28 protein-coding genes are annotated in these 25,696 nt (G+C 75.4%); 18 read left to right on the plus strand and 10 right to left on the minus strand.

Annotated features, from left to right (window positions below):
- Positions 1 to 9 precede the first annotated feature (9 nt).
- The 3 genes from QSK03_RS19815 to QSK03_RS19825 all read left to right on the plus strand — a co-directional run bounded on the left by QSK03_RS19815 (position 10) and on the right by QSK03_RS19825 (position 1,838).
- Positions 10 to 522 carry a sigma-70 family RNA polymerase sigma factor gene (locus QSK03_RS19815; RefSeq protein WP_285655571.1) on the plus strand — a complete coding sequence of 171 codons (513 nt, stop codon included), beginning with the start codon at positions 10 to 12 and terminating at the stop codon, positions 520 to 522.
- Positions 519 to 1,193 (plus strand): anti-sigma factor family protein, encoded by a 675-nt coding sequence (locus QSK03_RS19820; RefSeq protein ID WP_285655574.1) that lies wholly within the window; start codon positions 519 to 521, stop codon positions 1,191 to 1,193. Before QSK03_RS19815 ends, QSK03_RS19820 begins: the two co-directional genes overlap by 4 nt.
- A 222-nt stretch (positions 1,194 to 1,415) precedes the next feature.
- The gene (locus tag QSK03_RS19825; protein ID WP_285655577.1) at positions 1,416 to 1,838 is read left to right on the plus strand and encodes a hypothetical protein; all 423 of its coding nucleotides are present in this window, start codon (positions 1,416 to 1,418) and stop codon (positions 1,836 to 1,838) included.
- A gap of 3 nt (positions 1,839 to 1,841) precedes the next feature.
- Here QSK03_RS19825 and QSK03_RS19830 read toward each other — a convergent pair whose 3' ends face one another.
- Entirely contained in the window at positions 1,842 to 2,384 is a 543-nt protein-coding gene (locus QSK03_RS19830) for a TetR/AcrR family transcriptional regulator (RefSeq protein ID WP_285655580.1), read from the minus strand.
- A 103-nt stretch (positions 2,385 to 2,487) separates the two neighbouring features.
- On the opposite strand from QSK03_RS19830, the gene QSK03_RS19835 reads away from it, so the two are divergent.
- The 5 genes from QSK03_RS19835 to QSK03_RS19855 are packed head-to-tail and all read left to right on the plus strand — an operon-like array spanning position 2,488 to position 5,974.
- Positions 2,488 to 3,537 (plus strand): aldo/keto reductase, encoded by a 1,050-nt coding sequence (locus tag QSK03_RS19835; RefSeq protein WP_285655582.1) that lies wholly within the window; start codon positions 2,488 to 2,490, stop codon positions 3,535 to 3,537.
- A 13-nt stretch (positions 3,538 to 3,550) separates the two neighbouring features.
- Positions 3,551 to 4,330, plus strand: a complete 780-nt coding sequence (locus tag QSK03_RS19840; protein ID WP_285655585.1) for an SGNH/GDSL hydrolase family protein — start codon at positions 3,551 to 3,553, stop codon at positions 4,328 to 4,330.
- Positions 4,327 to 4,995, plus strand: coding sequence for an alpha-ketoglutarate-dependent dioxygenase AlkB family protein (locus QSK03_RS19845; RefSeq protein ID WP_285655588.1), 669 nt, complete (start codon positions 4,327 to 4,329; stop codon positions 4,993 to 4,995). The genes QSK03_RS19840 and QSK03_RS19845 overlap by 4 nt, the downstream gene beginning before the upstream one ends.
- Entirely contained in the window at positions 4,992 to 5,216 is a 225-nt protein-coding gene (locus QSK03_RS19850; protein ID WP_285655591.1) for an Ada metal-binding domain-containing protein, read from the plus strand. Before QSK03_RS19845 ends, QSK03_RS19850 begins: the two co-directional genes overlap by 4 nt.
- Before the next feature lie 5 nt (positions 5,217 to 5,221).
- Entirely contained in the window at positions 5,222 to 5,974 is a 753-nt protein-coding gene (locus QSK03_RS19855; RefSeq protein WP_285655594.1) for an IclR family transcriptional regulator, read from the plus strand.
- A gap of 1 nt (position 5,975) precedes the next feature.
- On the opposite strand, the gene QSK03_RS19860 is transcribed toward QSK03_RS19855, so the two are convergent.
- Positions 5,976 to 7,241, minus strand: a complete 1,266-nt coding sequence (locus QSK03_RS19860; protein WP_285655597.1) for an FAD-dependent monooxygenase — start codon at positions 7,239 to 7,241, stop codon at positions 5,976 to 5,978.
- A gap of 171 nt (positions 7,242 to 7,412) precedes the next feature.
- Between QSK03_RS19860 and QSK03_RS19865 the strand changes: the two genes are divergently transcribed.
- The 3 genes from QSK03_RS19865 to QSK03_RS19875 all read left to right on the plus strand — a co-directional run bounded on the left by QSK03_RS19865 (position 7,413) and on the right by QSK03_RS19875 (position 9,777).
- Positions 7,413 to 8,354 carry a PDR/VanB family oxidoreductase gene (locus QSK03_RS19865; RefSeq protein WP_285655599.1) on the plus strand — a complete coding sequence of 314 codons (942 nt, stop codon included), beginning with the start codon at positions 7,413 to 7,415 and terminating at the stop codon, positions 8,352 to 8,354.
- Between the two features lie 8 nt (positions 8,355 to 8,362).
- Positions 8,363 to 9,568, plus strand: a complete 1,206-nt coding sequence (locus tag QSK03_RS19870; RefSeq protein WP_285655601.1) for a cytochrome P450 — start codon at positions 8,363 to 8,365, stop codon at positions 9,566 to 9,568.
- A 74-nt stretch (positions 9,569 to 9,642) separates the two neighbouring features.
- The gene (locus QSK03_RS19875) at positions 9,643 to 9,777 is read left to right on the plus strand and encodes a hypothetical protein (protein WP_285655603.1); all 135 of its coding nucleotides are present in this window, start codon (positions 9,643 to 9,645) and stop codon (positions 9,775 to 9,777) included.
- Here QSK03_RS19875 and QSK03_RS19880 read toward each other — a convergent pair.
- Positions 9,759 to 10,565, minus strand: a complete 807-nt coding sequence (locus QSK03_RS19880) for a methyltransferase domain-containing protein (protein WP_285655605.1) — start codon at positions 10,563 to 10,565, stop codon at positions 9,759 to 9,761. The genes QSK03_RS19875 and QSK03_RS19880 overlap by 19 nt on opposite strands.
- A 69-nt stretch (positions 10,566 to 10,634) precedes the next feature.
- On the opposite strand from QSK03_RS19880, the gene QSK03_RS19885 reads away from it, so the two are divergent.
- Positions 10,635 to 11,693 carry a hypothetical protein gene (locus QSK03_RS19885; RefSeq protein WP_285655607.1) on the plus strand — a complete coding sequence of 353 codons (1,059 nt, stop codon included), beginning with the start codon at positions 10,635 to 10,637 and terminating at the stop codon, positions 11,691 to 11,693.
- A 12-nt stretch (positions 11,694 to 11,705) separates the two neighbouring features.
- Here QSK03_RS19885 and QSK03_RS19890 read toward each other — a convergent pair whose 3' ends face one another.
- Positions 11,706 to 12,506, minus strand: coding sequence for an enoyl-CoA hydratase/isomerase family protein (locus QSK03_RS19890; protein ID WP_285655610.1), 801 nt, complete (start codon positions 12,504 to 12,506; stop codon positions 11,706 to 11,708).
- Positions 12,507 to 12,597: 91 nt separating this feature from the next.
- Here QSK03_RS19890 and QSK03_RS19895 point away from each other — a divergent pair, with 91 nt between their 5' ends.
- The gene (locus tag QSK03_RS19895) at positions 12,598 to 12,819 is read left to right on the plus strand and encodes a helix-turn-helix domain-containing protein (protein WP_285655613.1); all 222 of its coding nucleotides are present in this window, start codon (positions 12,598 to 12,600) and stop codon (positions 12,817 to 12,819) included.
- Here QSK03_RS19895 and helR read toward each other — a convergent pair.
- From helR to QSK03_RS19910, 3 genes are all read right to left on the minus strand, one after another.
- Positions 12,776 to 15,004: an RNA polymerase recycling motor ATPase HelR gene (gene helR, locus QSK03_RS19900; protein WP_285655616.1), complete on the minus strand. Its 2,229-nt coding sequence runs from the start codon at positions 15,002 to 15,004 to the stop codon at positions 12,776 to 12,778. The two genes, QSK03_RS19895 and helR, sit on opposite strands and share 44 nt — an antisense overlap.
- 116 nt (positions 15,005 to 15,120) lie before the next feature.
- Entirely contained in the window at positions 15,121 to 16,020 is a 900-nt protein-coding gene (locus tag QSK03_RS19905; protein ID WP_285655618.1) for an MBL fold metallo-hydrolase, read from the minus strand.
- Between the two features lie 200 nt (positions 16,021 to 16,220).
- Positions 16,221 to 16,784 (minus strand): hypothetical protein, encoded by a 564-nt coding sequence (locus QSK03_RS19910; RefSeq protein WP_285655620.1) that lies wholly within the window; start codon positions 16,782 to 16,784, stop codon positions 16,221 to 16,223.
- A gap of 129 nt (positions 16,785 to 16,913) precedes the next feature.
- Here QSK03_RS19910 and QSK03_RS19915 point away from each other — a divergent pair, with 129 nt between their 5' ends.
- From QSK03_RS19915 to QSK03_RS19925, 3 genes are all read left to right on the plus strand, one after another.
- The gene (locus QSK03_RS19915) at positions 16,914 to 17,174 is read left to right on the plus strand and encodes a hypothetical protein (RefSeq protein WP_285655622.1); all 261 of its coding nucleotides are present in this window, start codon (positions 16,914 to 16,916) and stop codon (positions 17,172 to 17,174) included.
- A 167-nt stretch (positions 17,175 to 17,341) separates the two neighbouring features.
- Positions 17,342 to 19,657, plus strand: a complete 2,316-nt coding sequence (gene lon, locus QSK03_RS19920; protein ID WP_285655625.1) for an endopeptidase La — start codon at positions 17,342 to 17,344, stop codon at positions 19,655 to 19,657.
- A 1-nt stretch (position 19,658) separates the two neighbouring features.
- Positions 19,659 to 19,976 carry a winged helix-turn-helix transcriptional regulator gene (locus tag QSK03_RS19925; RefSeq protein WP_285655628.1) on the plus strand — a complete coding sequence of 106 codons (318 nt, stop codon included), beginning with the start codon at positions 19,659 to 19,661 and terminating at the stop codon, positions 19,974 to 19,976.
- 11 nt (positions 19,977 to 19,987) lie between these two features.
- Here QSK03_RS19925 and QSK03_RS19930 read toward each other — a convergent pair whose 3' ends face one another.
- The gene (locus QSK03_RS19930; RefSeq protein ID WP_285655631.1) at positions 19,988 to 20,752 is read right to left on the minus strand and encodes a PfkB family carbohydrate kinase; all 765 of its coding nucleotides are present in this window, start codon (positions 20,750 to 20,752) and stop codon (positions 19,988 to 19,990) included.
- 374 nt (positions 20,753 to 21,126) lie between these two features.
- Between QSK03_RS19930 and QSK03_RS19935 the strand changes: the two genes are divergently transcribed.
- Positions 21,127 to 21,723, plus strand: a complete 597-nt coding sequence (locus tag QSK03_RS19935) for a TMEM165/GDT1 family protein (RefSeq protein WP_285655633.1) — start codon at positions 21,127 to 21,129, stop codon at positions 21,721 to 21,723.
- On the opposite strand, the gene QSK03_RS19940 is transcribed toward QSK03_RS19935, so the two are convergent.
- Together QSK03_RS19940 and QSK03_RS19945 are read right to left on the minus strand one after the other, a co-directional pair.
- A complete protein-coding gene (locus QSK03_RS19940; RefSeq protein WP_285655636.1) occupies positions 21,724 to 23,328 on the minus strand; it encodes a Na+/H+ antiporter in 1,605 nt (534 codons plus the stop codon).
- 46 nt (positions 23,329 to 23,374) lie between these two features.
- Entirely contained in the window at positions 23,375 to 24,340 is a 966-nt protein-coding gene (locus QSK03_RS19945) for an NAD(+)/NADH kinase (protein WP_285655639.1), read from the minus strand.
- 113 nt (positions 24,341 to 24,453) lie between these two features.
- On the opposite strand from QSK03_RS19945, the gene QSK03_RS19950 reads away from it, so the two are divergent.
- Entirely contained in the window at positions 24,454 to 25,683 is a 1,230-nt protein-coding gene (locus QSK03_RS19950) for an NAD(P)/FAD-dependent oxidoreductase (RefSeq protein WP_285655642.1), read from the plus strand.
- Positions 25,684 to 25,696: the final 13 nt, after the last annotated feature.

Consider the following 25,696-nt stretch of genomic DNA (forward strand, 5'->3'; position numbering starts at 1 on the left):
GGGGGTGGGGTGACGTCCGAGGAGGATCTCATCCGGCTGCTCCACGAGCGCCACGGCGCCGTGCTGTGGGCGGTCGCCCTGCGGACCACGTCCGACCCGGGGCGCGCGCAGGACGCGGTGCAGGAGACGCTGCTGCGCGCCTGGCGCCACCCCGACGCCCTCGACGAGAGCCGCGGCGACCCGCGTCCCTGGCTGCTGCGCACCCTGCGCAACGTGCTGATCGACGACTGGCGCGCCCGCTCGGCCCGTCCCGAGGTGCTCTACGACGACGTGCCCGAGGCCGGGGACCGCACCGTCGCCGACCACGCCGACGCCGCGGCGCAGACGTGGGTCGTGGCCGCCGCCCTGGCCCGGCTCACCCCGGAGCACCGCGCGGTCCTCGGCGAGTGCTACTACCGCGGCCGCACCGTGGGCGAGGCCGCGGCCGCGCTCGGCATCCCGCCGGGCACGGTGAAGTCGCGGACCCACTACGCGCTGCGCGCCCTGCGCCTGGTGCTCGAGGAGATGGGGGTGGGGTCATGAGCTGCCGGCACCGGTTCGATGTCGGGGTCTACGTCCTCGGCGCCCTCGAGCCGGCGGAGCGCGAGGCGTTCGAGTCCCACCTGCCCGGCTGCGCCGACTGCGCGCGCTCGCTGGGCGAGGTCGCGGGGCTGCCGGGCCTGCTGTCCCGCGTGCCGGAGGGCGATCGCGACGCCGAGCCCCTCGCGGACCCGCCCCCGGACCTCCTCGCCGGCACCCTGCGCCGCGTGCGACGCCGTCGGCGGACGGCCTGGGTGCTCGCCGCGGCCGCGGTCGTCGTCGCGCTGCTCGGCGGCGGTCTCGTGGGCTGGGCGGTCCTCCCCGCCACCACGGGCACGGCGGCGACCCCGCCCGTGCGCGAGATGGCCCTGCCGCCCGTCGCGGACTCGCCGTCGTCCGGTCTCGCCGACCTCACGGCGCGCCCGTGGGGCACCGAGATCGCGCTGAGCTGCCTCTACCACGGCGCGGAACGCCCACCCGCGCCTCCGGACGCCCCGCGCACCACGTACGTCCTGGTCGTGCGCGGGCCCGACGGCAGCGAGCAGCAGGTCGCCCGCTGGAGCCCGCCGCCGGACCAGGACGTCCGGGTCTCCGCGGCCACCGACCTCCCGCCGGACCGCGTGCGCGGGCTGGAGGTCCGCACCGCCGACGGCGCGACGGTCATGCGCTCCTGAGCGCCCGGATCGGCCGCGGGGGCTCGGGACGGCGCGGATCCCGAGGCCTCGCGGCCCGCTCGGCGAGACTGGGGGTGTGAGCGCGGCACCCAGCGACGACGGCTCGCGGGCGGGCGCGTGGCGGGCGTGGGCCCGCGGGCTGTTCCGCCTGCGTGGCGCGCGCTTCGACGGCGTCGATGCCGTGCGTGCGGGCGGCTGCGCCGGCGGGGTGGTGCTGATCGGGTGGCTGGCGCCCCCGGGCCCTGGTGGCGGCGACGTTGCGGGCCGCCGCTCGCGTGGTCCCGCACCTCGCCGACCGCAGCACGACTGGCCCGACGGCGCGCGGCGCGCCGGGACCTCAACCAGCAGGTCCTCGCCCTCGCCGACGCGCACCACGTCGGCGAGCTCGCCGCGCCTGTCCGGCCCGACCCCCGGACCACGCTGTGGTGGCCGGCCCTCGACACCACGCACCGCCTGGCCCACCGTGTCCTCGCGGCCTGCTGGGCGCTCGACACGACCGACGCCGGAGCCCTGCCCGCCGACCGCGCCGAGCGCCTCGTCGCCGAGCTCGACGCGCTGGCGCGGGGGAGGGCGTCGGACCCCTCGGGCGCGGACGACTTCCTCGAGCCCGAGGTGGACGCCCTGCGCGGCTCCCTGCCGGGCTGAGCGCTACGGGCGCAGGCTCTCGACGACCAGGTCGAGCAGCCGCTCGGCCTGCTCGCGGCCGTCCTCCCCGGCCGGGACGCGCCACACGGCGCCCATGAGCAGCAGGACGTCGTCGGGGTCGAGGCCGGGCCGCATGCTGCCGTCGGCCTCCCCGGCCCGCAGCAGCGTGGTGATCGCCCCGATCACCGGCCCGTAGGTCTCGGTGGTGGCGGCCGCGTGGTTCTCGGCCGTCAGCGCGTCCCCGAGACCCCGCTTGAGCCGGATGTACCCGGCCAGGATCGCGAACCAGGCCCGCAGGGCCACCAGCGGCGGCTCACGCTCGAGCAGCTCGGGCACCCGGTCGACCAGCCGTTGGACCTCGGCGCGGTAGACCGCGAGCACGAGGGCCTCACGGTGCGGGAAGTGCCGGTACAGCGTGCCGGCGCCGACCCCCGCCCGGCCCGCGATCGAGTTCAGCGACGCGTCGCCGTCCTCGGCCAGGGCCGCCGCGGCGACCTCCAGGATGCGCGCGCGGTTCTGGCGCGCGTCGCTGCGGGCCGGGGGCACGGGTGCGGTCCACCTCCTCGCGAAGCGGAGAGTTCTCCGCTACGTTGGTCCTCGTACCGGAGAACTCTCCGATTCATCCGACCACGATCCCGGAGGATCGGCAATGGAGTACGTGAAGCTGGGGGCGACGGGTCTCGACGTCTCCCGGATCGCCATCGGCGCGATGACCTACGGCGAACCGGGCCGCGGGCACCCGGTCTGGTCGCTCGACGAGGAGTCGAGCCGGCCACTGATCAAGCACGCGCTCGACCGGGGGATCAACCTCTTCGACACCGCGAACATGTACTCGCAGGGGTCGTCGGAGGAGATGCTGGGCCGCGCGCTGCGGGACTTCGCCGACCGCGACGACGTCGTGATCGCCACGAAGCTGCGCCACCCGATGCGTCCCGGCCCCAACGGCAAGGGCCTCTCGCGCAAGGCCGTCCTGACGGAGGTGGACCACAGCCTGCGCCGCCTCGGCACCGACTACATCGACCTCTACCAGGTGCACCGCAACGACCCGTCGACGCCGCTCGAGGAGACCCTCGAGGCGCTGCACGACGTGGTGAAGGCCGGCAAGGTCCGCTACCTGGGTGCGTCGTCGATGCACGCCTGGGAGTTCGCGAAGGCCCTGCACCTGCAGCGCGAGCACGGGTGGACCCGCTTCGTCGCCATGCAGGACCACTACAACCTCCTCGCGCGCGAGGAGGAGCGGGAGATGCTGCCACTGTGTGCCGACGAGGGCGTCGGCACCGTCGTCTGGAGCCCGCTGGCGCGCGGACGGCTCGCGCGGCCCTACGACGACGCCAGGGCCACCGCCCGGAGCGCCGACGACGGCGACTACGCCGACCTGCTCTACACCCCGGCCACGGCCGACGCCGACCGCCGCATCCTCGACGCCGTCGGCGCGGTCGCCGCGGCGCGCGGCGTCTCCCGGGCGCAGGTCGCCCTCGCGTGGCTGCGCTCCCACCCGGTGGTCGTCGCGCCCCTCGTCGGCGCCAGCAGCGCCGCGCAGATCGACGAAGCCGTGGACTCCCTCGCCCTCGACCTCACCGACGAGGAGATCGCGACCCTGGAGACCCCCTACACCCCGCGGCACGACTTCCAGGGCATCTCCGACGACCGCGAGCTCCAGAGGATCATGGCGCGCGTCCCGGGGTTCGCCCCCGCCTGATAGATGTGGAGCCGTGCGGTACGCGGCGATCGGGGACAGCTTCACCGAGGGCGTCGGCGACGAGCGCGGCGACGGGGCGGTGCGCGGGTGGGCGGACCTCGTGGCCGCCGGTCTCGCCGCGGCCCGGGGCGCGCCGATCTCCTACGCCAACTTCGCGGTGCGGGGCCGGTTGCTCGACGACATCGTCACCGGCCAGCTGGACGCGGCGCTGGGTCTCGACCCGCCACCCACGCTGCTCACGCTCAACGGCGGCGGCAACGACATGCTGCGGCCCCACACCGACGTCGCGGAGCTCGCCGAGCGCACCGCCCCCGTGGTGCGCCGGTGCGCCGACGCCGGGGTGCGCCTCGTGCTGATCAGCGGCGCGGACCCGTCGGACCACATGCCCCTCGGTCGGGTCGTGCGCCGCCGCGGCGAGGAGCTGACCGCGCGCATCGCCGAGCTCGCCGCTGCCCACGACGTCACGTACGTCGACTGCTTCCACGACACCGAGCTGCACCGCCCGATCTACTGGTCGCCCGACCGCCTGCACCTCGGCCCGGCGGGCCACCGGCGCGCGGCCGGGCTGATCCTGCGCGGCATCCTCGGCGGCGGGGAGGTCCCAGCGACCACCGGCAGCGACCTGCGCCGCGGTCCGCTCGCCCAGCTCCGCTACCACCGCGAGCACGTGCTGCCCTGGGTGGGCCGGCGGCTGCGCGGCGAGTCGTCGGGCGACACCGCCACCGCCAAGCACCCCGACTGGGTCACCGTGCCTGCCACGCGCACCGTGGCGGCGGGGTTCTCCGGAGCGTGACGTTCGAGCTGCTCCCGCGCGAGCGCCGGGAGCTCGCACCCGGCGCGGTGCACGTCCCGGACTGGCTCGGCCGCGACCGGCAGCGCTCCCTCGTCGACGCGTGCCGCCGCTGGGCGGTCGAGGGCCCGGGCATCCGGGCGGCGACGCTGCCGAACGGCGCGCGGATGAGCGTGCAGACCGTCTGCCTGGGCTGGCACTGGGTCCCGTACCGCTACTCGCGCACCCGCGACGACCAGGACGGGTCGTCCGTCGCGGAGCTGCCCACCTGGCTCGCCGACCTCGGACGCGAGGCCGTGGCGACGGCGTACGACGACCCGGCCCTCGGCCGCGGCTACGCCCCGGACATCGCGCTGGTGAACCACTACACCGCCGACGCGAAGCTCGGGATGCACCGAGACTCCGACGAACGCGCGCCCGACCCCGTCGTGTCGTTCTCGCTCGGCGCGCCGTGCCTGTTCCGGCTCGGCAACCCGCACTCGCGCGGGCGCCCGTGGGCCGACGTCGAGCTGCGCTCGGGTGACCTGCTCGTGTTCGGCGACGAGAGCCGCCTCGCCTACCACGGCGTCCCGTCCGTGCTGGCCGACGACGACGGCGACGCCGCCGCGATCGGGCTCGCCGAGGGCCGGCTCAACATCACCCTGCGGGTGTCGGGGTTCGCGGCGTGAGCTACCGGCTGATCGGCGCGGACGGCCGCCCGTACAGCTCGGCCTCGCCCGGCACCCTCGGCGGCCACCGCCGTCTGAGGATCTACGGCCGGCTCGACTGCCCGAGCGCCCTGCGGTGGCTCGCCCGCGGCCACTACGCCCGCCACCGCGTCTTCTTCGCCGACGAGGCCACCGCCCGCGCCGCGGGGTACCGCCCCTGCCGGGTGTGCAGCGCACACTGAGGGCCGTGGCGCGGTCGAGCTCGGGGGAGTCGGTGCTCGAGCGCGTCGTGCGCATCCTCGAGGCGTTCACCCCGGACACGCCGGCGCTGCAGATCTCGGAGGTCGCGCGTCGCGCCCGGCTGCCCGTCGCGACCGCGTCGCGGCTCGTCGCGGAGCTCGTGGAGCACGGCCTGCTCGCCCGCGACGACGACCGGCACGTGCGGATCGGCACCCGCCTGTGGGAGCTGGGCCTGCGCGCGTCGCCGACGCTGTCGCTGCGCGAGACCGCGATGCCGGTGATGGAGCAGCTCCTCGCGACGGTCGGCCACCACGCCCAGCTCGGCGTGCTCGACGGCGACGAGGTGCTGTTCGTCGAGCGCCTGTCCGCCGACCACGCGGTCATCAACATCACCCGCATCGCGGCCCGGCTGCCGCTGCACGCCTCGTCGTCCGGGCTCGTGCTGCTCGCCTACGGTTCGACGGTGCTGCAGGAGCGCATCCTCGGCACGCCGCGCCACCGCTACACGCCGGCGACGGTCTGCGAGCCCGGCCGGTTGCGCGTGCTCCTGGCCGAGGTCCGCAAGCAGGGCTTCGCGCTCTGCCCGGGCTTCATCCACCCCGACGCGACCGGCATCGCCGTCCCGATCCGCACCGCGGACCGGCAGGTGATCGCCGCCGTCTCGGTGGTCGTCCCGAACGACGAGCGGGCGCGCGGCCACCTCGCGACGCTCACGGCGGCGGCACGCCGGATCGAGCACCGTCTCGCGGACGCCCCCTGAGCTACCCCACCGCATCCCGGCGGGACGCGTCGTGCTCGCGCCGGCGGGCCCGCAGACCCCGACGCACTGACGAGGCCCCGCGGCGCAGGCGCCGCAGGGCCGGCTGCTGGGTGGCGCGCAGCAGGTGCCAGCGCCAGGTCGGGGCGTCGCCGCGCCGTCGCCACAGCGACCACGCGAGGTGGAGGTCGTCGACGGCGTCGCCCGGCCGCGCCGAGGACGTCGGCGCCGCGGACGGCCGGACGAGATCGGCGAACCACGCCGTGCTCCGGTCGGCCTCGTCCTGCAGCGGCGCCAGGACGGCCCGCCGCTCGGCCTCGTAGCCGGCGAAGGCCTCCGCGAGCGGGCCCTCGTCGGCCAGGCGGGCCCCGAGAGCCCGGGCGTCGCCGAGCGCGAGCGAGGTGCCCGAGCCGATCGTGAAGTGCGTGGTGTGGGCGGCGTCGCCGACCAGGACGAGGTTGCCGACGTGCCAGCGACCGAGCTCCACCCGCTGGAAGCGCGTCCACGGGGCGGGACGGTCGGGAGCGGGTCGCTGCGCCTCCGCCACCAGCAACGACTCCCCGTCGAGCAGGTGCGCGAACAGCTCCTCGAGGGCGCGCAGGCACGCCTCGACCGGCATCCGGTCGAGGCCGAGTGCCCGCCACGTCGGCTCCGGGCACTCGACGATGAAGGTGCTGCGGTCGGCGCGGAACGCGTAGGCGTGGCACCACATCCAGCCCGCGCCGGTGTCGACGAACCCGAAGGTGAAGGTCGGGAACCGCCGCGCGGTACCGAGCCAGATGTAGGGGTGCCAGGAGAGCGTCGCCCGGGCGCCGAGCGCGGCCTCGTGGGCGGCGCGCCGCGCGCTGTTGACGCCGTCCGCCGCGACGACGACGTCGGCGCCCGCGAGCAGGTCGGGACCGGGGTCGGACGTCCCGAACCGGACGTCGACGTCGAGCTCGCGGGCCCGCGCGGTGAGCAGCCCGAGCAGCTCCTGGCGGCCCACCGCGTACCCGGACCCGCCGAGGAACACGGGCGCCCGCCGGCCCACCTGCAGCAGCTGGCCGTCCCAGACCTCCGCCGCCGCGCTCAGCGCCCGCGCCGAGACCGGGTCGTTCCGGTGCATCGTGTCGAGCAGGTCGTCCCAGAACACGACCCCCCAGCCGTGGGTGACCCCCGGCGGGTTGCGCTCCACGACGACGATCTCGTCCCGCGCGCCCGCCAGCCGGGCGGTGATCGCCGTGTACAGCCCGGCCGGGCCGCCGCCCACGCACACGATCCGGCGCTCCATCCGACCTGCCTCCCCGGTGCACGGCCCGGCCGCCGCCCGCGGCCCTCCACCTCTGGACACGGAGCCCGGGACCCGCGGGTTCACCGCTCGTCTCCCATTGGATGAGAACGCCGTTCCGCCGACTCGGCCCCGCCCGTCACCGTCACCGGCAGCTCGACGGAGGAGGCGGATGTGGAGAGCGACCGGCTCGTGGTCGTCGCGAAGGAGCCCGCGGCGGACGACGTGGTGACGCTGGTGCTCGCCCGGCCCGACGGGGGTCGGCTGCCGGACTGGGCGCCGGGAGCGCACATCGACGTCACGCTCCCGACCGGCGCGACGCGGCAGTACTCGCTCTGCGGCGACCGCTGGGACGCGCACACCTACCGGATCGGCGTGCTGCGCGAACCCGCCGGCCGTGGCGGCTCGGCCTACGTGCACGACGAGCTGGACACGGGCGACCTCGTCGCCTTCGGCGGGCCGCGCAACGACTTCGCGATGGTGCCCTCGCCCCGCTACCTGTTCGTCGCGGGCGGCATCGGGATCACGCCGTTGCTGCCGATGATCCACCAGGCGGATCTCGTCGGGGCCGACTGGTCGCTGCTCTACGGCGGCCGGCGCCGCGGTTCGATGGCGTTCGTCGGCGAGCTCGCCCGCTACGGCGACCGCGTCCACGTCCGGCCCGAGGACGAGCACGGCCTGCTGCCGCTCGCCGCCTGGCTCGGGGACGCCGACGACGACACCGTCGTCTACTGCTGCGGTCCGGCCCCGCTGCTGGACGCCGCCGAGCGCGCGGCGGCGCACCGGCCGCGCCACCGCCTGCGCACCGAGCGCTTCACCGCCCCCGAGCTGGGCGCCCCGGTGCGCGACGCGCCGTTCGAGGTCGAGCTGGCGCGCACGGGCACGACGGTGACGGTGCTGCCGCAGGGCACGGTGCTCGACGCCGCACGCCGCGTCGGGGCGACCGCGCTGTCCTCGTGCGAGCAGGGCCTGTGCGGCACCTGCGAGACCACGGTGCTCGCCGGTGTCCCCGACCACCGCGACTCGATCCTCGCCGACCACGAGCGCGCCGCCGGCGACTGCATGTTCCCGTGCGTGTCCCGGTCGTGCACCGACCGTCTCGTGCTCGACCTCTAGGAGAGCCCATGACCACGACGGCACCCGCCATCCCGGTGAACCACGTCGACCCGTTCTCACCCGAGGTGCTCGAGGACCCCCTGCCGTTCCAGCACGCGCTGCGCGAGGCGGGGCCGGTGGTGCACCTGGCGCAGCACGACGTGTACGCGATGGGCCGCTACGAGCATGTCCGCGCGGCGCTGGTCGACTGGCAGCGCTTCCCGTCCGGCGCCGGTGTCGGGCTCGCGAACTGGCGCTACGAGAAGCCGTGGCGCCCGCCGAGCCTGCTGCTCGAGACCGACCCGCCCCACCACGACGCGCCCCGTGCGGTGCTCGCCCCGATCCTGTCGCCGCGGGCGCTGCGCCGGCTGCGTGAGCAGTGGTGTACCGAGGCCGAGACCCTCGTCGACGAGGTCCTGGCGAGCGGTCCCGAGGTCGACGCCATGTCCACGCTCGCCGAGGCCTTCCCGCTGCGCGTCTTCCCCGACGCCGTCGGGATCCCCCGCGAGGGTCGCGAGCACCTGCTGCCCTACGGCGACCACCTGTTCAACGCCTTCGGCCCCGAGAACGCGCTGGTCGCGAAGGGCGCGCCGACGCTGCCCGAGCACGCGGGGTGGGTGAACGCGCAGTGCGCCCGCGACCGCCTCGCCGAGGGCGGGTTCGGCGCGCAGATCTGGGCGGCCGCCGACCGCGGTGACATCACCCCGGAGCAGGCCCCGCTCGTCGTCCGCTCGTTGCTGTCCGCCGGCGTCGACACCACGGTGCACGGGCTGGGCGCCTGCCTGTCCGCCATGGCCACCCATCCCGAGCAGTGGGCGCGGCTGCGCGCACAGCCCGGCCTGGCGCGCGTCGCCTTCGACGAGGCGGTGCGCTGGGAGTCGCCGGTGCAGACGTTCTTCCGGATCGCCGACGTCGACGTGTCCGTGGGCGGCACCGTCGTGCCCGAGGGCCGCAAGATCCTCATGTTCCTCGGCTCGGCGAACCACGACCCGCGGCGCTGGGACGCCCCGGACGTTTTCGACCTCGACCGCGACCCCTCCGGCCACGTCGGGTTCGGCATGGGCCTGCACCAGTGCGTCGGCCAGCACGTGGCCCGCCTCGAGGCGGAGGCGCTGCTGACCGCCCTGGCTCGCCGGGTGGAGCGGATCGCACCGGCCGGGACGCCGCGCCGGCACCACAACAACACGATGCGGGGCTGGGAGTCCCTCCCGGTGCGGCTGGTGCCCGCCGTCTAGCGTGCCGGGGCGCCGGACCGGGAGCGCCCTGACGGCCCTGTCCTCCGGCGTCGGGGCCGGTCAGGATGGTGTCCATGGACCCGGTGCACCCCGCGACCACGCCCGACGACGTCGAGACCGCCGTCGCCGCGACCCCCGAGCCCGACCCCGACATCGCGGCGCTGCACGCCGCGGAGGCGGTCGCCAACGACTACCACCCGGAGCGCTGACCCCACGCCGTGATCATCGGTGACGTCGCCAGGTCGGGCACCCGCCCGTCGGCGACGTTCCGGACGTGGGTGTCGATCTCCTCGGCCGTCGCGATGCCGCCCTCGACCAGCCGCTCGCAGATGTGCTCGACCGTGGCGATCTCGAGGGTCGCGCCGGCGTCCGCGGTGATCGGGAAGTAGGCGTCCGCGCCCACCGCCGTCAGACCCGCCGCGCGCAACCGTCGCGGCAGCGTGCGCCCGTAGGCGAGGTCGGCGCCGCGGCCGGCCATCAGCGTGCGGAACCCGTGGCGCAGCCGGTTCGCGAGCTCCTGCTCGGGCCCGTACTCGTCGGGGCAGAGCAGCGGCTGCAGCCCCGGGTCGGCCTCCTCGACCACCAGCCACCCGCCCGGGCGCAGCGCCCCGGCCATCGCGGCCAGCGCCGCGTCCCGCCGCGGCACGTGGGTCAGCACCAGCCTGGCGTGGACGAGGTCGAGGTCGTCGGCGGGGGGTTCCTCGACGCCGACGTCGTGGCGCAGCACCCGCAGCGGCGCCCGGGGCTCCGGGTCCTCGAGCCACGACGTGTCGATGTCCGTGGCGAGCACGAGCCCGCCCGCACCGACGGCCCCGGCGAGCTCGTCCGGCACGCTGCGGCCCCCGGCGCCGACCTCCCAGCAGCGCCAGCCCGGCGCGAGGCCGCGCGCGGTGAGGTGGCGCAGCGTCGACGGGTCGAACAGCGCCGCGAGCGCGGTGAACCGGGCGCCGGCCTCGGTGCGCCGGTTGTCGAGCAGATAGCCCTCGTCGTCGGCCATCGGGCCATCCTGGTCGGCCCGGTCCGATCCGACATCAGGTCCTCACAAGGTTCCTGACATGCTCCGCGGGTGATCGTCCCCGGGACCGTGTCCAGGCTCGTGGCGGCCCTGTCCACCGTGGTGGTGCTCGTGCTCGTGCTCGCGGGCGCCTGCTCCGGCGCCGGCAGCGGCCCCGGCCCCGGCTCGGGCGGCGGGTCCGCGGCGGACGCCGGCCCGGAACCCACCCGTGACGTCTACGCCCGGCCCTTCGCGTGGGACTCGATCTGGAACCTGCCGCTCGCGACGAGCGCGCAGTACCAGGAGACCGACCTGCAGATCGGCTCGCTCTACCCCGACGTCGAACCGATCTCGCTCGACCCCGACGCCCCGGTCAAGCAGCTCGACGGCGACCCCGGCGGCGCCGTGCTCGTCGATCCCGACCTCCACGCCGACGGCACCTACAACAACTGCGCGACGCTGCTGCGGGACTCCCCGGACCGGACCACGGTCGTCCAGGGCCAGCCGCTGCGCCTCGACCGCGGGGGCGACCCCAGCTGGGAGTACGGCTGGGCCCCGGTGTCGCTGACGGGCACCGGCATCCCGGGGTGCCACGGCGGATCGGGCCTGTCGGGCATCGGCGGCACGATCCGCGAGGGCGAGCTGTCGGGAGACCAGCCGATCCGCCACGCGCTCAAGATCAGCCTGCCGTGCGACACCAGCTGCTCCCCGGCGAACGGCGGGCACCGCTGGCCGGCGAGCAAGGCCGACTCGGGCTACGAGGGCAAGTACGGCGGCGACGACCCGGACATCGGCATGGGCACGCTGCTCGCCCTCCCGCCCGACACCGACCTCTCGGGGATCACCGACCCGGACGTCCGCAAGGTCGCCCAGGCCCTGCAGACTTACGGCGGCTACGTCGTCGACGAGAGCGGGGGCGCGCCGGAGGGGTCCCTCGACGTGCAGTCGACCGCCGTCCGCGAGTTCCCGTCGATCGACTCGGGCGAGATGCGCGGTGTCATGAACCAGCTCGCCGCCGTCACGAACAACACCGAGGGCACGCCGGGTGGCGGCGAGCTCGGCACGCCGCGGCGCGCCCCCTGCGCGCCGGCGTTCAGCGACGGCACCGGTGGTGCGCCGCCGGGCTGCTGATCCCCCGGCCCGTCACCGTCCGGTGAACTCCGGTGCCCGCTTCGCGAAGAACGCCGCCACGCCTTCGACACGGTCCTCGCTGGCCACCACGCGCGCCACGGCGTCGTCGGTGTCGGCCCAGCCGCGGTTGTCGGCGTCGCGCAGCGCGGCGTCGAGCGCCTGCAGCGTCGCCTGCACGGCCACGGGCGACCGCGCGGCGACCCGGTCGGCGAGCTCGAGGGCCCGCGCCTCGGCGCGGCCGGGCTCGACGAGCTCGGTGACGAACCCGAGCTCGTGGGCCCGCTCGACCGGCAGCGGGTCCCCGGTCAGCAGCATCTGCCGGGCCACCGAGGGCGGCAGCGCGCGCGGGCCCCGGAACAGCGCGCCGCAGTTGGCGGCGAGGCCGAGCCCGACCTCGGGCAGCGCGAACCGTGCCGTGGTCGAGGCGATCACGAAGTCGCAGGCCAGCGCGATCTCGAAGCCGCCCCCGAACGCGATGCCCTCCACGGCGGCGATCAGCGGCGTCGTCCGCCGCCGGGCGACGACGCCGTAGTTGCCGCCCCGCGGCGTCGGCGCGCCGGGACCGACGCTGATGTCGGTGCCGGCGCTGAACGCCTCCGGGCCCCCGGTGAGCACGCCGCACCGCAGCTCGGGGTCGTCGTCGAGGGTGGTCAACGCGGTGTCGAGCGCGGTCGTCATCGCGACGTCGATGGCGTTGCGCTTGTCGGTGCGCTCCATGCGCATCGCCAGGACGTGGCCCCGGCGCTCGGTCCGCAGGCGGGCGGCGACCTCGTCGGCGGTCGGCGGCGGGGGCTCGGGCCACAGGGTGCTCACTGACGGGAGCATGTCTCAATCCTGAACAGTTCGCGAAGGAGGTGCCGAGCGGCACCTAGTGTCACCGCGAGCTGGCGAAAGGAGACCCCCGGTGCCGGACACCACCACGGCCGTCGTCGACGATCCTCGGGCCGCACGTCGACGGGAGCGCGCGCAGCTCGCGCGCTACCTCGTCGAGCGCTACGCCGCGGGGGAGAGCCTCATGCGGCTCTCCGAGGACACCGGCCGGAGCTTCGGCCACGTCCGCAAGCTCCTGCTCGACGCCGGGGTCACCCTGCGTCCCCGTGGCGGGAGCCGGCTCCGCACGACGTGAGCGCGGGCGCTCCCGTGAGCCCGGCGAGGGCCGGCGGGAGCGGGTCCCGGTGCAGGACCCCGAGGCGCTGGGTGGCCCGGGTCAGGGCGACGTAGAGCTCGGCCGCGCCGCGCGGGCCGTCGGCGAGGATCCGGTCCGGGTCGACGACGAGCACGGCGTCGAACTCGAGCCCCTTGGTCCCCGACGGCGTCACGGCACCCTCCGTCCCGGGCGGGCCGATCACGACGCACGTGCCCTCCCGGGCGGCCTCGTCGCGCCGGAACTCCTCGACGGCGGCCGCGAGGTCGTCGTCGGCGACCTGCCGCGACCACGGCCGGACACCGCTCGCGCGCACCGACTCCGGCGGGCGGACGTCGGGGGCGAACTCGGCGAGCACGGCGGCCGCGACGCCCATGATCTCCGCCGGGGTCCGGTAGTTGACGGTCAGCGAGCGGTACACCCACCGGCCGGCGACGTAGCGGTCGAGCATCGCGCCCCACGAGGTCGCCCCGGCCGGTGACCGGCGCTGCGCCAGGTCGCCGACCACCGTGAGCGACCGGCTCGGGCAGCGGCGCATCAGCACGCGCCAGTCCATCGCGGACAGCTCCTGGGCCTCGTCCACCACGACGTGGCGATAGGTCCAGTCGCGGTCGGCCGACGCCCGGTCGACGAGGTCGCGGGTGTCCCGTTCCTCGAAGCGATCGGCGAGGGCCCCGGCGTGGAGGAGGTCGTCGACGGTGACGCCGACGTCCTCGTCCAGCTCCTCGCGGTCGAGCGTGAGGATCTCCATGACGCCCGCGGCGTACTCCGCCTCCTCCTGCCGGGAGCGGTCCGCCGCGCGGGCGGCGGCCTTCTCCGCCGCCGGGTCCGGGCCCAGCAGGTCGACGAGCTCGTCGAGCAGCGGCACGTCGGACACCGTCCAGGCGTCGCCGTCGGCCCGCCCCAGAGCGGGGTCCGCGCCCGCGGCGCGCAGGCGCTCGGGCGACGCGTAGAGCGTGGCGAGTACCGCCTCGGGGGTGAGGACCGGCCAGAGCGCGTCGAGCACGCCGGTGAACGCCTCGTTCCCCGCGAGCTCGTCGCGCAGCTCGGCGGTGAGGCCGCGCCACGCGTCCCGGTCCCGCGGCGTGAGCCACCCGCGCCCGATCCGGGCGGCGGCCCGCTCGGTGAGGACGTAGGCGACGATGTCGGCGAACACCGCGCGGGCCTCGTTGTGCGGCCGTCCGCCGGCGCGGGCCTCCTCGCGGGCCCAGGCCGCGGTCTCGCCGTCGACCCGGACGGTGACGTCCCCGATCTCGACCGGCAGCGGCTCGTCCGGCAGGCGCTGACGGTCAGCGACGGCCGCCGCGAGCACGTCGAGGATCGCGAGTGACCCCTTGGCCCGGGCGGCCTGCGGGGTGTCCTCGGCGGTGACGTGCCGGCCCGGAACGAGGTCGCCCGTCGTCGTGAACACCACGTCGGACTCGCCCAGCGACGGCAGGACGCGCCCGATGTGGTCGAGGAACGCCGGGTTGGGCCCGACCACGAGCACGCCGTGGCGCTCCATGCGCTCGCGCTGGGTGTAGAGCAGGTAGGCGACGCGGTGCAGCGCCACGACGGTCTTCCCGGTGCCGGGCCCGCCCTCGATCACGGTGACGCCCGGGTGGTCGAGCCGGATGATCTCGTCCTGCTCGGCCTGGATGGTCGCGACGATGTCGCGCATCCCCTCGCCCCGGGGCGCGTTGACCGCCGCGAGCAGCGCGGCGTCGCCGTGCGCGCCGGCGCCCGGGCGGCCCAGCTCCTCGTCGGTGAAGGAGAGCAGCCGCCGTCCGCGCGTGTGGAACTGCCGGCGCAGGCGCAGACCCTCGGGATGGGCGCCGGTGGCGGTGTAGAACGGCCGCGACGCCGGGGCCCGCCAGTCGAGCAGGACGGGCTCGTCGTGGTCGTCGCGCAGCCCGATCCGCCCGATGTACGAGCGGTCCCCGTCGACGCCGTCGAGCCGGCCGAAGCACAGCCCGTCGTCCGCGACGTCGAGACGCCGCACCACCCGTGCCGACGCGCGGACCTGCACGTCACGGTCCATGGGCGTCATGCCGTCGCCGGCCAGCGCGGTCTCGTACTCGCCCGCGGCTCGCGCGCGCTCGGCGTCGAGCCGCGCGTGGAGCCCGCCCAGGTACTCCCGTTCCGTTCGCAGTTCCTCGTCGTATCCCGCGCTGTCGTCAGGGTGCACGCGTCTCCCGATCCCGAAGCCGTTCTCGACAACGGCGGGAATGGTCCGCCCCGACCCGGGTCTTGCCGCAAGACCCGTGGTCCGCTATACGTTGGACACGGCGGAAGGAGCGGCGCTCAGTCGCGCCCGAAGATGGCGTGCCCGTCCGCGTAGCCGAGATCCACCAGCGTCGTCCCCGGCGACTCCCGCGCCACCGCGTCCCGGATCGGCGCCGTGTCCATCGGCCGCGAGAAGCCGGGCAGCCAGTCATCGTGGTGGCACGGCACGATCGTCCGCGCGCCGAGCGCCGCGGCCTGCTCGGCCACGAAGTCGGCGGTCGTGCCCTGCACCGGCTCGCCGTCCCGGTTGCCGCGGCCGGCCACGGCGAGGATCGCGACGTCCGGGCTCTCCCCGGCGAGCACGCCGCTCCAGCAGCCGATGCTGTCCTGGAACAGCAGCGAGCCCTCCGAGGTCTCGACGACGAACACCAGCGCGCCGCCGTCGCCCCGCTCACCGAGCCGGGCCGCGGCCAGGTGGGCCTTGACGTCGTCGCCCATCGCGTCGAAGCCCGCCCACAGCGCGGCCATGCGCTCGCCGCGGTCCTGGAAGGTCAGCCCGAGCTCGCCCAGGCAGACCTCGTCGGCGGGCGGCATCGGCTGCGACGACCACACGCACGAGTGCAGGCTCGGCAGCACGCGCACCGAGGTCGTGGCGTCGAGGGCGACGCGCTCGCCGCCGGCCACGGCGAGGAGCTGGTCCTCCGGGACGCCGGCGTCGGCGAGCACCCGCACCGACTCGTACGAGCCGACGACCCTCGCGCCGGTGCGCCGCGCGATCCGCTCGGCGCCCCACACGTGGTCGAAGTGGCTGTGGCCGACGAGGATCCAGTCGGCCTCGGTGACGTCGTCGACCCCGACGCCGCTCTGCTCCGCGTCGGGGACCCGGTCGAGGTAGGCGTCGAGGAAGACCGTCAGGCCCTCCGCCGTGCGCAGACGGAACGTCGCGCAGCCGTACCAGTCCAGTGTCGCGGTGCCCACGGCGACGAGCTTCTCGCCGTGGCTGCTCCGGTGCCAGTCCGGGCGGGGTGGTCGGGTGGGCGACGGAGATCAGGAGCGCGTGGTCCACCGCGGAACGGGCCGGCGCGTCGATGGTGCGCTCCTGATCGATCACCCACGGAACGAACGGCGCTCTCGCTGCTTCGGAAGCAGCGAGAGCGCCGTTCGTTCGTCATGAGGTGTCAGCGGCGGGCCCACCGCCACCGGCGCCGCAGCAGCACGGTCTCGGAGTCGGTCGGCCCCGCGCGCATCGAGACGACGACCGAGCGCTGGACGAGCACGACGGCGCCGATCAGCACCGCCGCCATCGGGAGCTCGAGCAGCAGCGCGGAGAGGGCGCTGACCAGGACGTCGGAACGCTGCGCGGTGGTGGTGTCGAACCAGGCGTCGCAGACGAGCAAGGTCGCGGTGATGAGGGCGGGGTAGACGAGCGCGGGCCGGGCCCGCCAGGTCATCCAGGCCGTCATCGCCAGCCCGACCACGAGCGCGACGTCGAACCCGACCCACGCGAGCGTCCAGTGCCGCGCCTCGTACCGGTGGGGGAGCGTGGCCGCGAGGATGCCGATCCACGGCACGAGCACGAGCGACCCGATCGCCGCGACCAGCAGGAAGCGCCGCCGTCGCCGGCCCGCGGGCAGCTCGGGGCGCGAGACGCCGCGCGCCGTCACGCGCCGGACGAGGTCCTGGCGCTCCTCGACGGACATCCGCTCGAGGTCCTCGTCGCTCCACCGCGGGGACGTGTCCACGTGCGCAGCATGGCGGGCGGCCCGCCGGCCGGGAAGTACGCCGACGGGCGGTGACGGGTCGGGGAACACTCGGCGACGACCGGCGCGGACGGCTTCGGCGTCCGCCGCGGCGTCGGGACACTCTCCACCGTGGTGCACCTGCGGCGCTCGGAGCACGCCGGCGCGGACCTCGTCGCCGTCTCGCTGATGCTGGACCCGGACGACCACCGGGCGCTGGTCCTCGCGCCCGGCCGCGTCAGGATCGTCGACCACGAGGTGGCCGACCGCCTCGAGCGGCTGGTCGACGCGGCCCTGGCCCACGCGACGGCCGCGGGACGGGAGGCGCCGCTCGATCTCGACCGGCTCGCCGACCGCGCGGCCACCGACGTCGCCGCCCGCCGGGCGCGGTGAGCGGACAAGATCTGGACGAGTGGCGCGAACGTTCGCCTGAGGAGAACGACGGCTCCACTGGTCAGGATCTCGCGGCCCGGGGCGCCGGCTCCGAGGACCTCCCCAGGAATATCGAAGCCGCTTCAACACTTGTAGCTGCTACCAAGCACGAGTGATGGGGTGACGAGATGACCGAGCTGTTGCTGGTCCCCGTCGACGACAACGTGATCTTCCCGGGCATGACCGTCGTGGTGCCGGCCTCCGAGGTGGGTGCCGAGGAGGGCGAGCAGGTGCTGCTCGTCCCGCGCCACGAGGGTCGCTTCGCCGGCGTCGGCACCGTCGCCGACGTCATGGGCCGTACCCGGATGCCGAACGGCGTGACCGCCGTGCAGCTGACCGGGGCCCACCGCGGGAAGGCCGGGACGGGCAGCGCCGACGGCGCAGGACACCTGCGCGTCGACGTGACGCCCCACCCGGACGACACGGAGCGCGACGGACGGATCCGCGAGCTGGAGAGCACGTACCGCGCGGTGGTCGAGGAGGTCCTCGAGCTGCGCGGCGACGACGGACGGGTGTCGACGTTCCTGCGGGGCATCGACGAGCCCGGCCCCCTGGCCGACACCGCCGGCTGGGCGCCGGAGATCCCGTACGACGAGAAGGTGGCCCTGCTCGAGACGCTCGACGTGCGCGAGCGGCTGGAGCTGGCCGTGCGCCTGCAGCGCGAGCGTCTCGCGGAGCTGCAGGTGCGCAAGTCGCTGCGCGAGGACGTCGAGTCCGGCGCGGCGAAGCAGCAGCGCGAGTACGTGCTGCGCCGCCAGCTGGAGGCCATCCGCAGGGAGCTCGGCGAGGGTTCCGAGGGCGGAGACGGGTCCGACGACTACCGGGCGAAGATCGCCGAGGCCGGCATGCCCGACCACGTGCGCGAGCAGGCCGAGCGCGAGCTCGCCCGCCTCGAGCGCAGCGGCGAGCAGTCCGGCGAGTCGTCGATGATCCGGACCTACCTGGACTGGCTGCTGGCCCTGCCGTGGGCGCAGCGCTCGGAGGAGCAGCTGGACCCGGTCGGTGCACGGACGGTGCTCGACGCCGACCACACCGGCCTCGAGGACGTGAAGGACCGCATCGTCGAGTACCTGGCCGTCCGCAAGCTGCGCCGTGACCGGGGCGTGGAGGACGACGGGGGCAAGGCCGGGACGATCCTGACGCTGGTCGGCCCGCCCGGCACCGGCAAGACCTCGATCGGCGAGTCGGTCGCCCGGGCGATGGGTCGCGAGTTCGTGCGGATGTCGCTGGGCGGCGTCCGCGACGAGGCCGAGATCCGCGGGCACCGGCGGACCTACGTCGGCGCCCTGCCCGGCCGCCTCGTGCGGGCCCTGCGCGACGCGGGCACGATGAACCCGGTGATCCTGCTCGACGAGGTGGACAAGGTCGGCGCCGACTGGCGCGGCGACCCGTCCGCCGCGTTGCTCGAGGTCCTGGACCCGGCGCAGAACCACGCGTTCCGCGACCACTACCTGGACGTCGAGATCGACCTCTCGCAGGTCGTGTTCCTCGCGACGGCCAACCAGATGGACACGATCCCGGGTCCGCTGCTCGACCGCATGGAGGTCATCTCCTTCGACGGCTACACGGTCGAGGAGAAGGTCGCCATCGCGCGGGACCACCTGCTGCCACGCCAGGTCCGCGCCGCCGGTCTGACGACCGACGACGTGACGGCCGACGAGTCGGCGCTGCGCCTCGTGGTGTCGGAGTACACCCGCGAGTCCGGCGTCCGGCAGCTCGACCGCGCGCTCGGCAAGCTGACCCGCAAGATCGCCACGGAGATCGCCTCCGGGGCGGCGGAGGTCACCGTCGACACCGACGTGGTGCGCAAGCACCTCGGCCGGCAGAAGGTGTTCACCGAGTCCGTCGAGCGGACCGCGGTGCCCGGCGTCGCGACCGGCATGGCCGTGACGGGGTCGGGCGGCGACGTCCTGTTCATCGAAGCCGCCTCCATGACCGGCGACGAGGGCCTGGTCCTCACCGGCCAGCTCGGCGACGTCATGAAGGAGTCCGCCCGGATCGCCCTGTCGTGGGTGCGCTCGCACGCCGCGGAGCTGGGCATCGCCGAGGACGCGTTCACGGGACGCTCGTTCCACGTGCACGTCCCCGCGGGCGCGATCCCGAAGGACGGCCCGTCGGCCGGCGTCACGATGGCCACCGCGCTGGTGTCGCTGCTGACCGGGCGTCCGGTGCGGCACACCGTCGCGATGACCGGCGAGCTGACGCTGCAGGGTCGCGTGCTGCCGATCGGCGGCGTGAAGCAGAAGGTCCTGGCTGCGCACGCGGCCGGCCTGACGCAGATCGTCGTGCCGGAGCGCAACCGCGCCGACCTCGACGACGTCCCCGCGGACGTCGCCGGGCAGCTGGAGTTCCACCCGTCGATGACCATCCGTGAGGTCCTCGACGTCGCCCTCGAGCCGGCGCCGGAGTCGATCTCGGAGCCGACCCTCGAGGTGGCGGCCTGACATGTGCTCGCGGGAGCCGGTACCGCCCGAGGTGCGCGCGCTGGCGGCGCTGCTGGAGCGACGGTGGTCGCTCTCGGTGCTCTACGCCGCGCACCTCGGCGCGGTCCGGTTCTCCGAGTTCGAGCAGGCCCTCGGCCAGGTGCCGCCCGCGACGCTCGCGGCGCGCCTGGCCGATCTCGAGTCCGCGGGGCTCATCGAGCGCCGCGTGCTCCCGACCCGCCCCCCGCGCACGGAGTACGTGCTCACGACGGAGGGCGAGCGCCTCGCGCCCATGCTCGAGGCCCTGACGGCCTGCAGCCGCGACCGTCGCCACCGCTGAGCGGCCCGGCGTCACTCCACCGCGGCGGCGAGGGCGTCCCCGGTCGGCATGGCGGCGCGGCCGCCGGGCGCGGCCACGCAGAGGGCGGCCGCGACGCCGGCCACGTAGAGCGCGTCCTCGAGCTCCTGGCCCACGGCGAGACCCGCGGTGAGCACCCCGGCGAGGGTGGCGCCGGCGCCTGCCGGGTCCGCGACGGTCGTCTCCGGCGCGGGCAGGCGGCGCACCCGCCCGTCCTCGACCAGGAGCGCGCCCTCCGCGCCGAGCGTCACGACCACCGGGCCGCCGGACCAGGAGTGCAGCGTCGCCGCCCCCGCGGCCACCGAGGCCGGGTTCGCGGCGCGCTCGCCGCCGCCGAGCCGCAGCAGCTCGGTGAGCTCGCCGGCGTTCGGCGTCAGCACCGGGTGGAGGTCGAACAGCCCGACGACGGTGTGGACGACGGGCGCGGGATCGAGCACGCAGGGCACGCGCAGGCCGGTGGCGGTGCCGACCCCGGCGGCGATCGCGGCGGCCGGGATCTCGCTGCTGACCAGGACGGCGCCCAGCTCGGCCGCGCCGTTCAGGACCGCCCGGACGTGGGGTGCCTCGAGGTGGCCGCTCTCGACGACCTGCACGTCGTCGACGACGACGCCCTCTCCCCGGAGCTCGTCGAGGGCCGCGGCGCCGGCGTCGTCCACCGCGCCGACGAGCCGGACCTCGGCGCCGATCCGCGCCGCGGCGACCGCGGCGTCGGCGCCCTTCCCGTCGATCGCACCGACGACGACCATCGACGGGCTCATGTCATGCCTCCTGGTGACGACGCGGCGTGGTCCCGCAGAGCCTGCCCCAGGTGCCGGTCCGCGGCACGACCGCGCTCTTTCCGGGCCCCCACAACAATGGTTTCGGCGTGCCGAAACCATTCATGGGTCGGGCCCCACAATTCCTCACCCGTGAGTGCGATCACCGCGGAATGACAATTCCCGGGATCGTCGGATAGGTTCTCGGGCAAGCGAAGGGGAGTAGCTCCCAACATCGCGGTCGACACACTGACGCCCCGCGCGTCCGGCCGCGGCGGCCGCCGGGTCCCGGCGGCGGGCGAGACCTTCGGCGTCGACCCGCAGGGTCGGGCCGGAGCGCGCCTCGGTCCGATCCGACCGAGAGGAGCCCGACCGCCGTGACCGGCCTGCTCGCCGCGACCGCCCTGAGCTTCGCCGTCATCTTCGTCGCCGAGCTGGGCGACAAGTCCCAGCTGATGGCGCTCACCTTCGCCACCCGGTTCAAGGCGCTGCCCGTCCTGCTCGGCATCGCCGCGGCCACGGCGGTCACGCACGCGGTCTCGGTCGGTGTCGGCTACCTGCTCGGGGCCGCGATCCCGACCTTCTGGATCTCGCTGGTCGCGGCTGTCGCGTTCCTCGCGTTCGGGCTCTGGACGCTGCGCGGCGACACCCTCACCGAGAACGAGAAGGACAAGGGCGCCACCACCTCGCGCTCCGCGTTCGGCGCGGTGGCCGTCGCGTTCTTCCTCGCCGAGCTCGGCGACAAGACCATGCTCGCCACGATCACGCTCGCCGCCCAGCACCCCGGGGCCGGCGGTATCACCGGTGTCTTCGTCGGCTCGACCGTCGGCATGGTCGCCGCGGACGCCCTCGCGATCGTCGTGGGCCGGGTGCTCGGCCGGAACCTCCCCGAGAAGGCCATCCGGATCGGCGCCGCCGTGCTGTTCTTCGCCTTCGGCATCTGGCTCGCGGTCGAGGCCTTCGCCGGCGCCTGATCACTCCGGGCCGGGCGCCCCGCGCAGGCCGAGCTCCTCGTTGTCGAGCTCGGCCTGGACGACCAGCAGGACGGCGTCGTCGATCACGGACTCGTCGCGCAGGTGGAGCAGCAGCCGGCGGCGCTCGTGCAGCAGCGCGATCCGCAGCTCGGTCTCGACGGCGGCGTCCTCGCGGGCGTCGTCCAGCGCGTCCGCGTCGCTGCCGTGGGCGGGGTCGAGCACGTGGCGGCGGTGCTCGTGCTCCGCCCGGACGCGGGCGACCAGGCCCTCGGGCATCTCGTGGTCGGCCGCCAGGCGGGGGAGGGCCTCGAGCGCGGCGTCCAGGGTCCGCTTGCGCGCGACCAGGACCTGCCGGTCGAAGGAGGTGTCGGGCCCGAAGTGCCCGAAGCGGATCACCGCGGGCAGCGTGAGCCCCTGCCCGACCAGCGTCACGAGGATGACGCCGAAGGCGATCACGATGAGCAGGTCGCGGTCGGGGAAGGGCGCGCCGGTCGTGGTCGTCAGCGGCACCGCGAGCGCGATCGCGAGCGACACCGCGCCCCGGAAGCCCGACCACGCCAGCGGCAGCCGCCCGCGTGCCCCGATGCGCCGGGCCCGCTGCGACGCGCGGCGGTCGAGCAGGCGGATCAGGTAGGGGATCGTGAACATCCAGAGCAGCCGCACGACCACGACGACCACGGCCACGAGGAGCGCGGCCAGCACGGCCGCGCCGAGCGACCGCGACGACACCTCCCGCAGCGCCCGCGGCAGCTGCAGCCCGACGAGGACGAAGAGCGCGGCGTTGAGCAGGAACGTCGTGATCTGCCAGAAGGAGTATGACTGCACGCGGGTCCGCGCGCTGATGATGCGCGGGCCGACCCGGCTGATCGCGAGCCCGGCCACGACCACCGCGAGCACCCCCGACGCATGGATCTCCTCGGCGAGCAGGAACGCGACGAAGGGCGTGAGGACGCTGATGACGCTGCCGAGCAGGGCGTCGCCCGCGATCCGCCGCGCCGTGACCGCCAGCCAGGCCACGAGCGCGCCGACGGCCGTCCCGCCGAGGTAGGACAGCGCGAACGCGCCGAGGGCACCGAGCGGCTCGAACTCCTCGGCGCCCGTGGCCGCGGCGACCGCGACCCCGAACAGCACCAGCGCCGTGCCGTCGTTGACCAGGCTCTCGGCGCGCAGCATCGTCAGCTGCCGGCGGGGCAGGGCGCGGGCCACCGCGGCGACCGCGGTCGCGTCCGTCGGCGCCACGATGGCTCCCAGCACGAACGCGACCGCCCACCCCATCCCGAGCAGGTGGTGCGCCGCGGCGGCGACCGCGGCGGCGGTGGCGAGCACGAGGAACACCGAGGAGAGCACGAGGGTCCGCAGGTCGTTGCGGATCTCCTGCAGCGACGTCGTCAGCGACTCCCAGTAGAGCAGCGCCGGCAGGAACAGGAGCACGACCAGCTCGGGGGGCACCCGCAGGCCCGAGGTGGCCGGGACGAACGCCAGCGCCAGCCCGCCGAGGGTCAGCAGGACCGGCGCGTTCGCCCCGGTCCTGCGCGCGACGACGGAGAGCACGAGGATCACCACGCCGAACAGGACGAGGACGGTCAGTCCCGTGGGGTCGTACACGCCACCGCCCTCCCGCCCGCCGTGTCCTGGAGCTGACGCTAGGGCACTACTCCGGCGGCCCCCAGCCCAGCGCGCCCTGCCGACGGTGCTCGCGCAGGCGGGTGAGGACGTCCTCGCGCAGCTCCGAGGGCAGGAGCTCCGCGATCTGCTCCCGGCGCAGGGGCAGGTCGAGGAGGCTGAGCTTGACCCGGCTGCGTTGGGCGTGGCGGTCCGGGTCGAGGCGTACGACCTGGGCGGCGTCCGGGTGCGGGCGCGCGGTGGCGACCGCGCCCGGCGGGAACGCGAGCGTCATGACCCCGTCGACGCGCAGGACGGCGTCGTCGACGTGGGTCTGCCGGATCCGCACCGCGTCGCCGGCGGGCAGCACGATGGAGTGCGACAGCCCCGACATCGGGGCCACCGGGGTGAGGGCGAGGACGTCGGCGTTCGGCGAGATCACGGGTCCGCCCGCCGCGTAGTTGTAGGCGGTCGAGCCCGTCGGCGTGGCCAGCACGAGGGCGTCGCAGCGGTAGTAGCCGAACTGCGTGCCCTCGACCTCCAGGTCCAGCTCGACCGAGCCGCCCGGCGCGCCGGCGCCGAGGACGACGTCGTTGAACGCGACGACCGTCGCGCCGTCGTGGTCGATCTCGACGCAGCTGTGCTCCTCGACCTCGTAGCGGTGCTCGGCGAGGCGGTCCAGGGCCGGCCCGATCTCGGCCGGCACGACCTCGACGAGGAAGCCGACGTTGCCGTGGTTGACGCCGAGCACCGGCACCGGGCGGTCGACGGTCAGCCGCATCGCGCCGAGCATCGTGCCGTCGCCACCCAGGCTGACCAGCGCGTCGACGCGATCCAGGAACTCGGGCTCGGGCAGCACCTCGACCCCCGGCGGCACCCGCGCGGCCTCCGGCGCGCGCGCCACCACCGTCACGGCGTGCCGGTCGCCCCACGCCAGGAGCGCACGCAGCGAGTCGTCCACCGGCTTCGTCGGGTGGACCACGACGCCGACGCACGCCAACCGAGGTCGCACCATGACGTCGATCGTGCCGAAACGGGACGCCGCCCGCGATCTCCGGGCCCGCGGGGCGGGCCGGCGACGCCGGTCGGCGGGTGACGGGCGCCCGCGGGAGGGCCAGAGTGGACGTCATGGCCGGACACGTGATCGTCGGGGCGTCGCTCGCCGGGGCGTCCGCCGCAGGGACGCTGCGCGAGGAGGGGTACGACGGCCCCGTCGTCCTCCTCGGCGCCGAGCGGACCGTGCCCTACGAGCGGCCCCCGCTGTCGAAGGAGTACCTCATGGGCAGCAAGGAGCTCGAGGCGGCCTACGTCCACCCGCCCGCGTGGTACGTCGAGCACGACATCGACCTGCGCCTCGGCGCCGAGGTGGTGGGCATCGACCGCGACGCGGGCGCGGTCACCCTCGCGGACGGCGGGACCGTCGGCTACGACCGCCTGCTGCTGACGACCGGAGCCTCGCCGCGCCGGCTCCCGGTCGAGGGGGCCGACCTCGACGGGGTGCACACGCTGCGGACCGCGGACGACGCGGTGACGCTGCGCGGGCTGCTCGCGGACGGCGGGCGGCGCCTGGTGGTGATCGGGTCGGGGTGGATCGGCCTCGAGGTCGCCGCCGCGGGCCGCACCCACGGCAACGAGGTGGTCGTGGTCGAGCAGGAGGACACCCCGCTCAAGGTCGCGCTGGGCGCCGAGCTGGGGGCGGCGTTCGGGGCGCTGCACCGCGAGCACGGCGTCGACCTGCGTCTGTCCTCGGGGGTCCGGCGGATCACCGGCACCGGCGGGCACGTCACGGGCGTCGAGCTGGCGGACGGGAGCACGGTGCCCGCCGACGACGTCCTCGTCGCCATCGGCGCGGCACCGAACGTCGACCTCGCCCGGACCGCAGGCCTGGCGGTGGCGGACGGGATCCGGGTCGACGCGGCGCTGCGCACCGCCGACCCGCGTGTCTTCGCCGCGGGCGACGTGGCGTCGGCCGACCACCCGCTGGCCGGGATCCCGGTGCGCACGGAGCACTGGGCGAACGCGCTCAACGGCGGGCCGGCGGCCGCGCGGTCGATGCTCGGCCAGGACGTCTCGTACGACCGGCTGCCGTACTTCTTCACCGACCAGTACGACCTGGGCATGGAGTACTCGGGCTTCGGCGCGCTCGCCGGGGACGCCCGGCTGGTCTACCGCGGCGACCGCGACGGCCGGGAGTTCGTGGTGTTCTGGGTCGACAGGGCCGGCCGTGTCGTGGCGGGCATGAACGTCAACGTCTGGGACCAGACCGACGCCATCCAGGCGCTGGTGCGCCGCTCGTTCGCCGCGCCCGTCGACGTCGACCGGCTCGGTGACCCGGCGGTGCCCCTCGCCGAGCTCTGACCCGGCCCGGTAG

The sequence above is a fragment of the Actinomycetospora sp. NBRC 106375 genome, assembly GCF_030269665.1.
Lineage (GTDB): Bacteria > Actinomycetota > Actinomycetes > Mycobacteriales > Pseudonocardiaceae > Actinomycetospora.

Coding starts and splice junctions, on each gene's coding strand:
- QSK03_RS19820 (WP_285655574.1), top strand. CDS start 519: ATGAGCTGCCGGCACCGGTTCGATGTCGGGGTCTACGTCCTCGGCGCC.
- QSK03_RS19835 (WP_285655582.1), top strand. CDS start 2,488: ATGGAGTACGTGAAGCTGGGGGCGACGGGTCTCGACGTCTCCCGGATC.
- QSK03_RS19860 (WP_285655597.1), bottom strand. CDS start 7,241: ATGGAGCGCCGGATCGTGTGCGTGGGCGGCGGCCCGGCCGGGCTGTAC.
- QSK03_RS19870 (WP_285655601.1), top strand. CDS start 8,363: ATGACCACGACGGCACCCGCCATCCCGGTGAACCACGTCGACCCGTTC.
- QSK03_RS19875 (WP_285655603.1), top strand. CDS start 9,643: ATGGACCCGGTGCACCCCGCGACCACGCCCGACGACGTCGAGACCGCC.
- QSK03_RS19880 (WP_285655605.1), bottom strand. CDS start 10,565: ATGGCCGACGACGAGGGCTATCTGCTCGACAACCGGCGCACCGAGGCC.
- lon (WP_285655625.1), top strand. CDS start 17,342: ATGACCGAGCTGTTGCTGGTCCCCGTCGACGACAACGTGATCTTCCCG.
- QSK03_RS19925 (WP_285655628.1), top strand. CDS start 19,659: ATGTGCTCGCGGGAGCCGGTACCGCCCGAGGTGCGCGCGCTGGCGGCG.
- QSK03_RS19930 (WP_285655631.1), bottom strand. CDS start 20,752: ATGAGCCCGTCGATGGTCGTCGTCGGTGCGATCGACGGGAAGGGCGCC.
- QSK03_RS19945 (WP_285655639.1), bottom strand. CDS start 24,340: ATGGTGCGACCTCGGTTGGCGTGCGTCGGCGTCGTGGTCCACCCGACG.
- QSK03_RS19950 (WP_285655642.1), top strand. CDS start 24,454: ATGGCCGGACACGTGATCGTCGGGGCGTCGCTCGCCGGGGCGTCCGCC.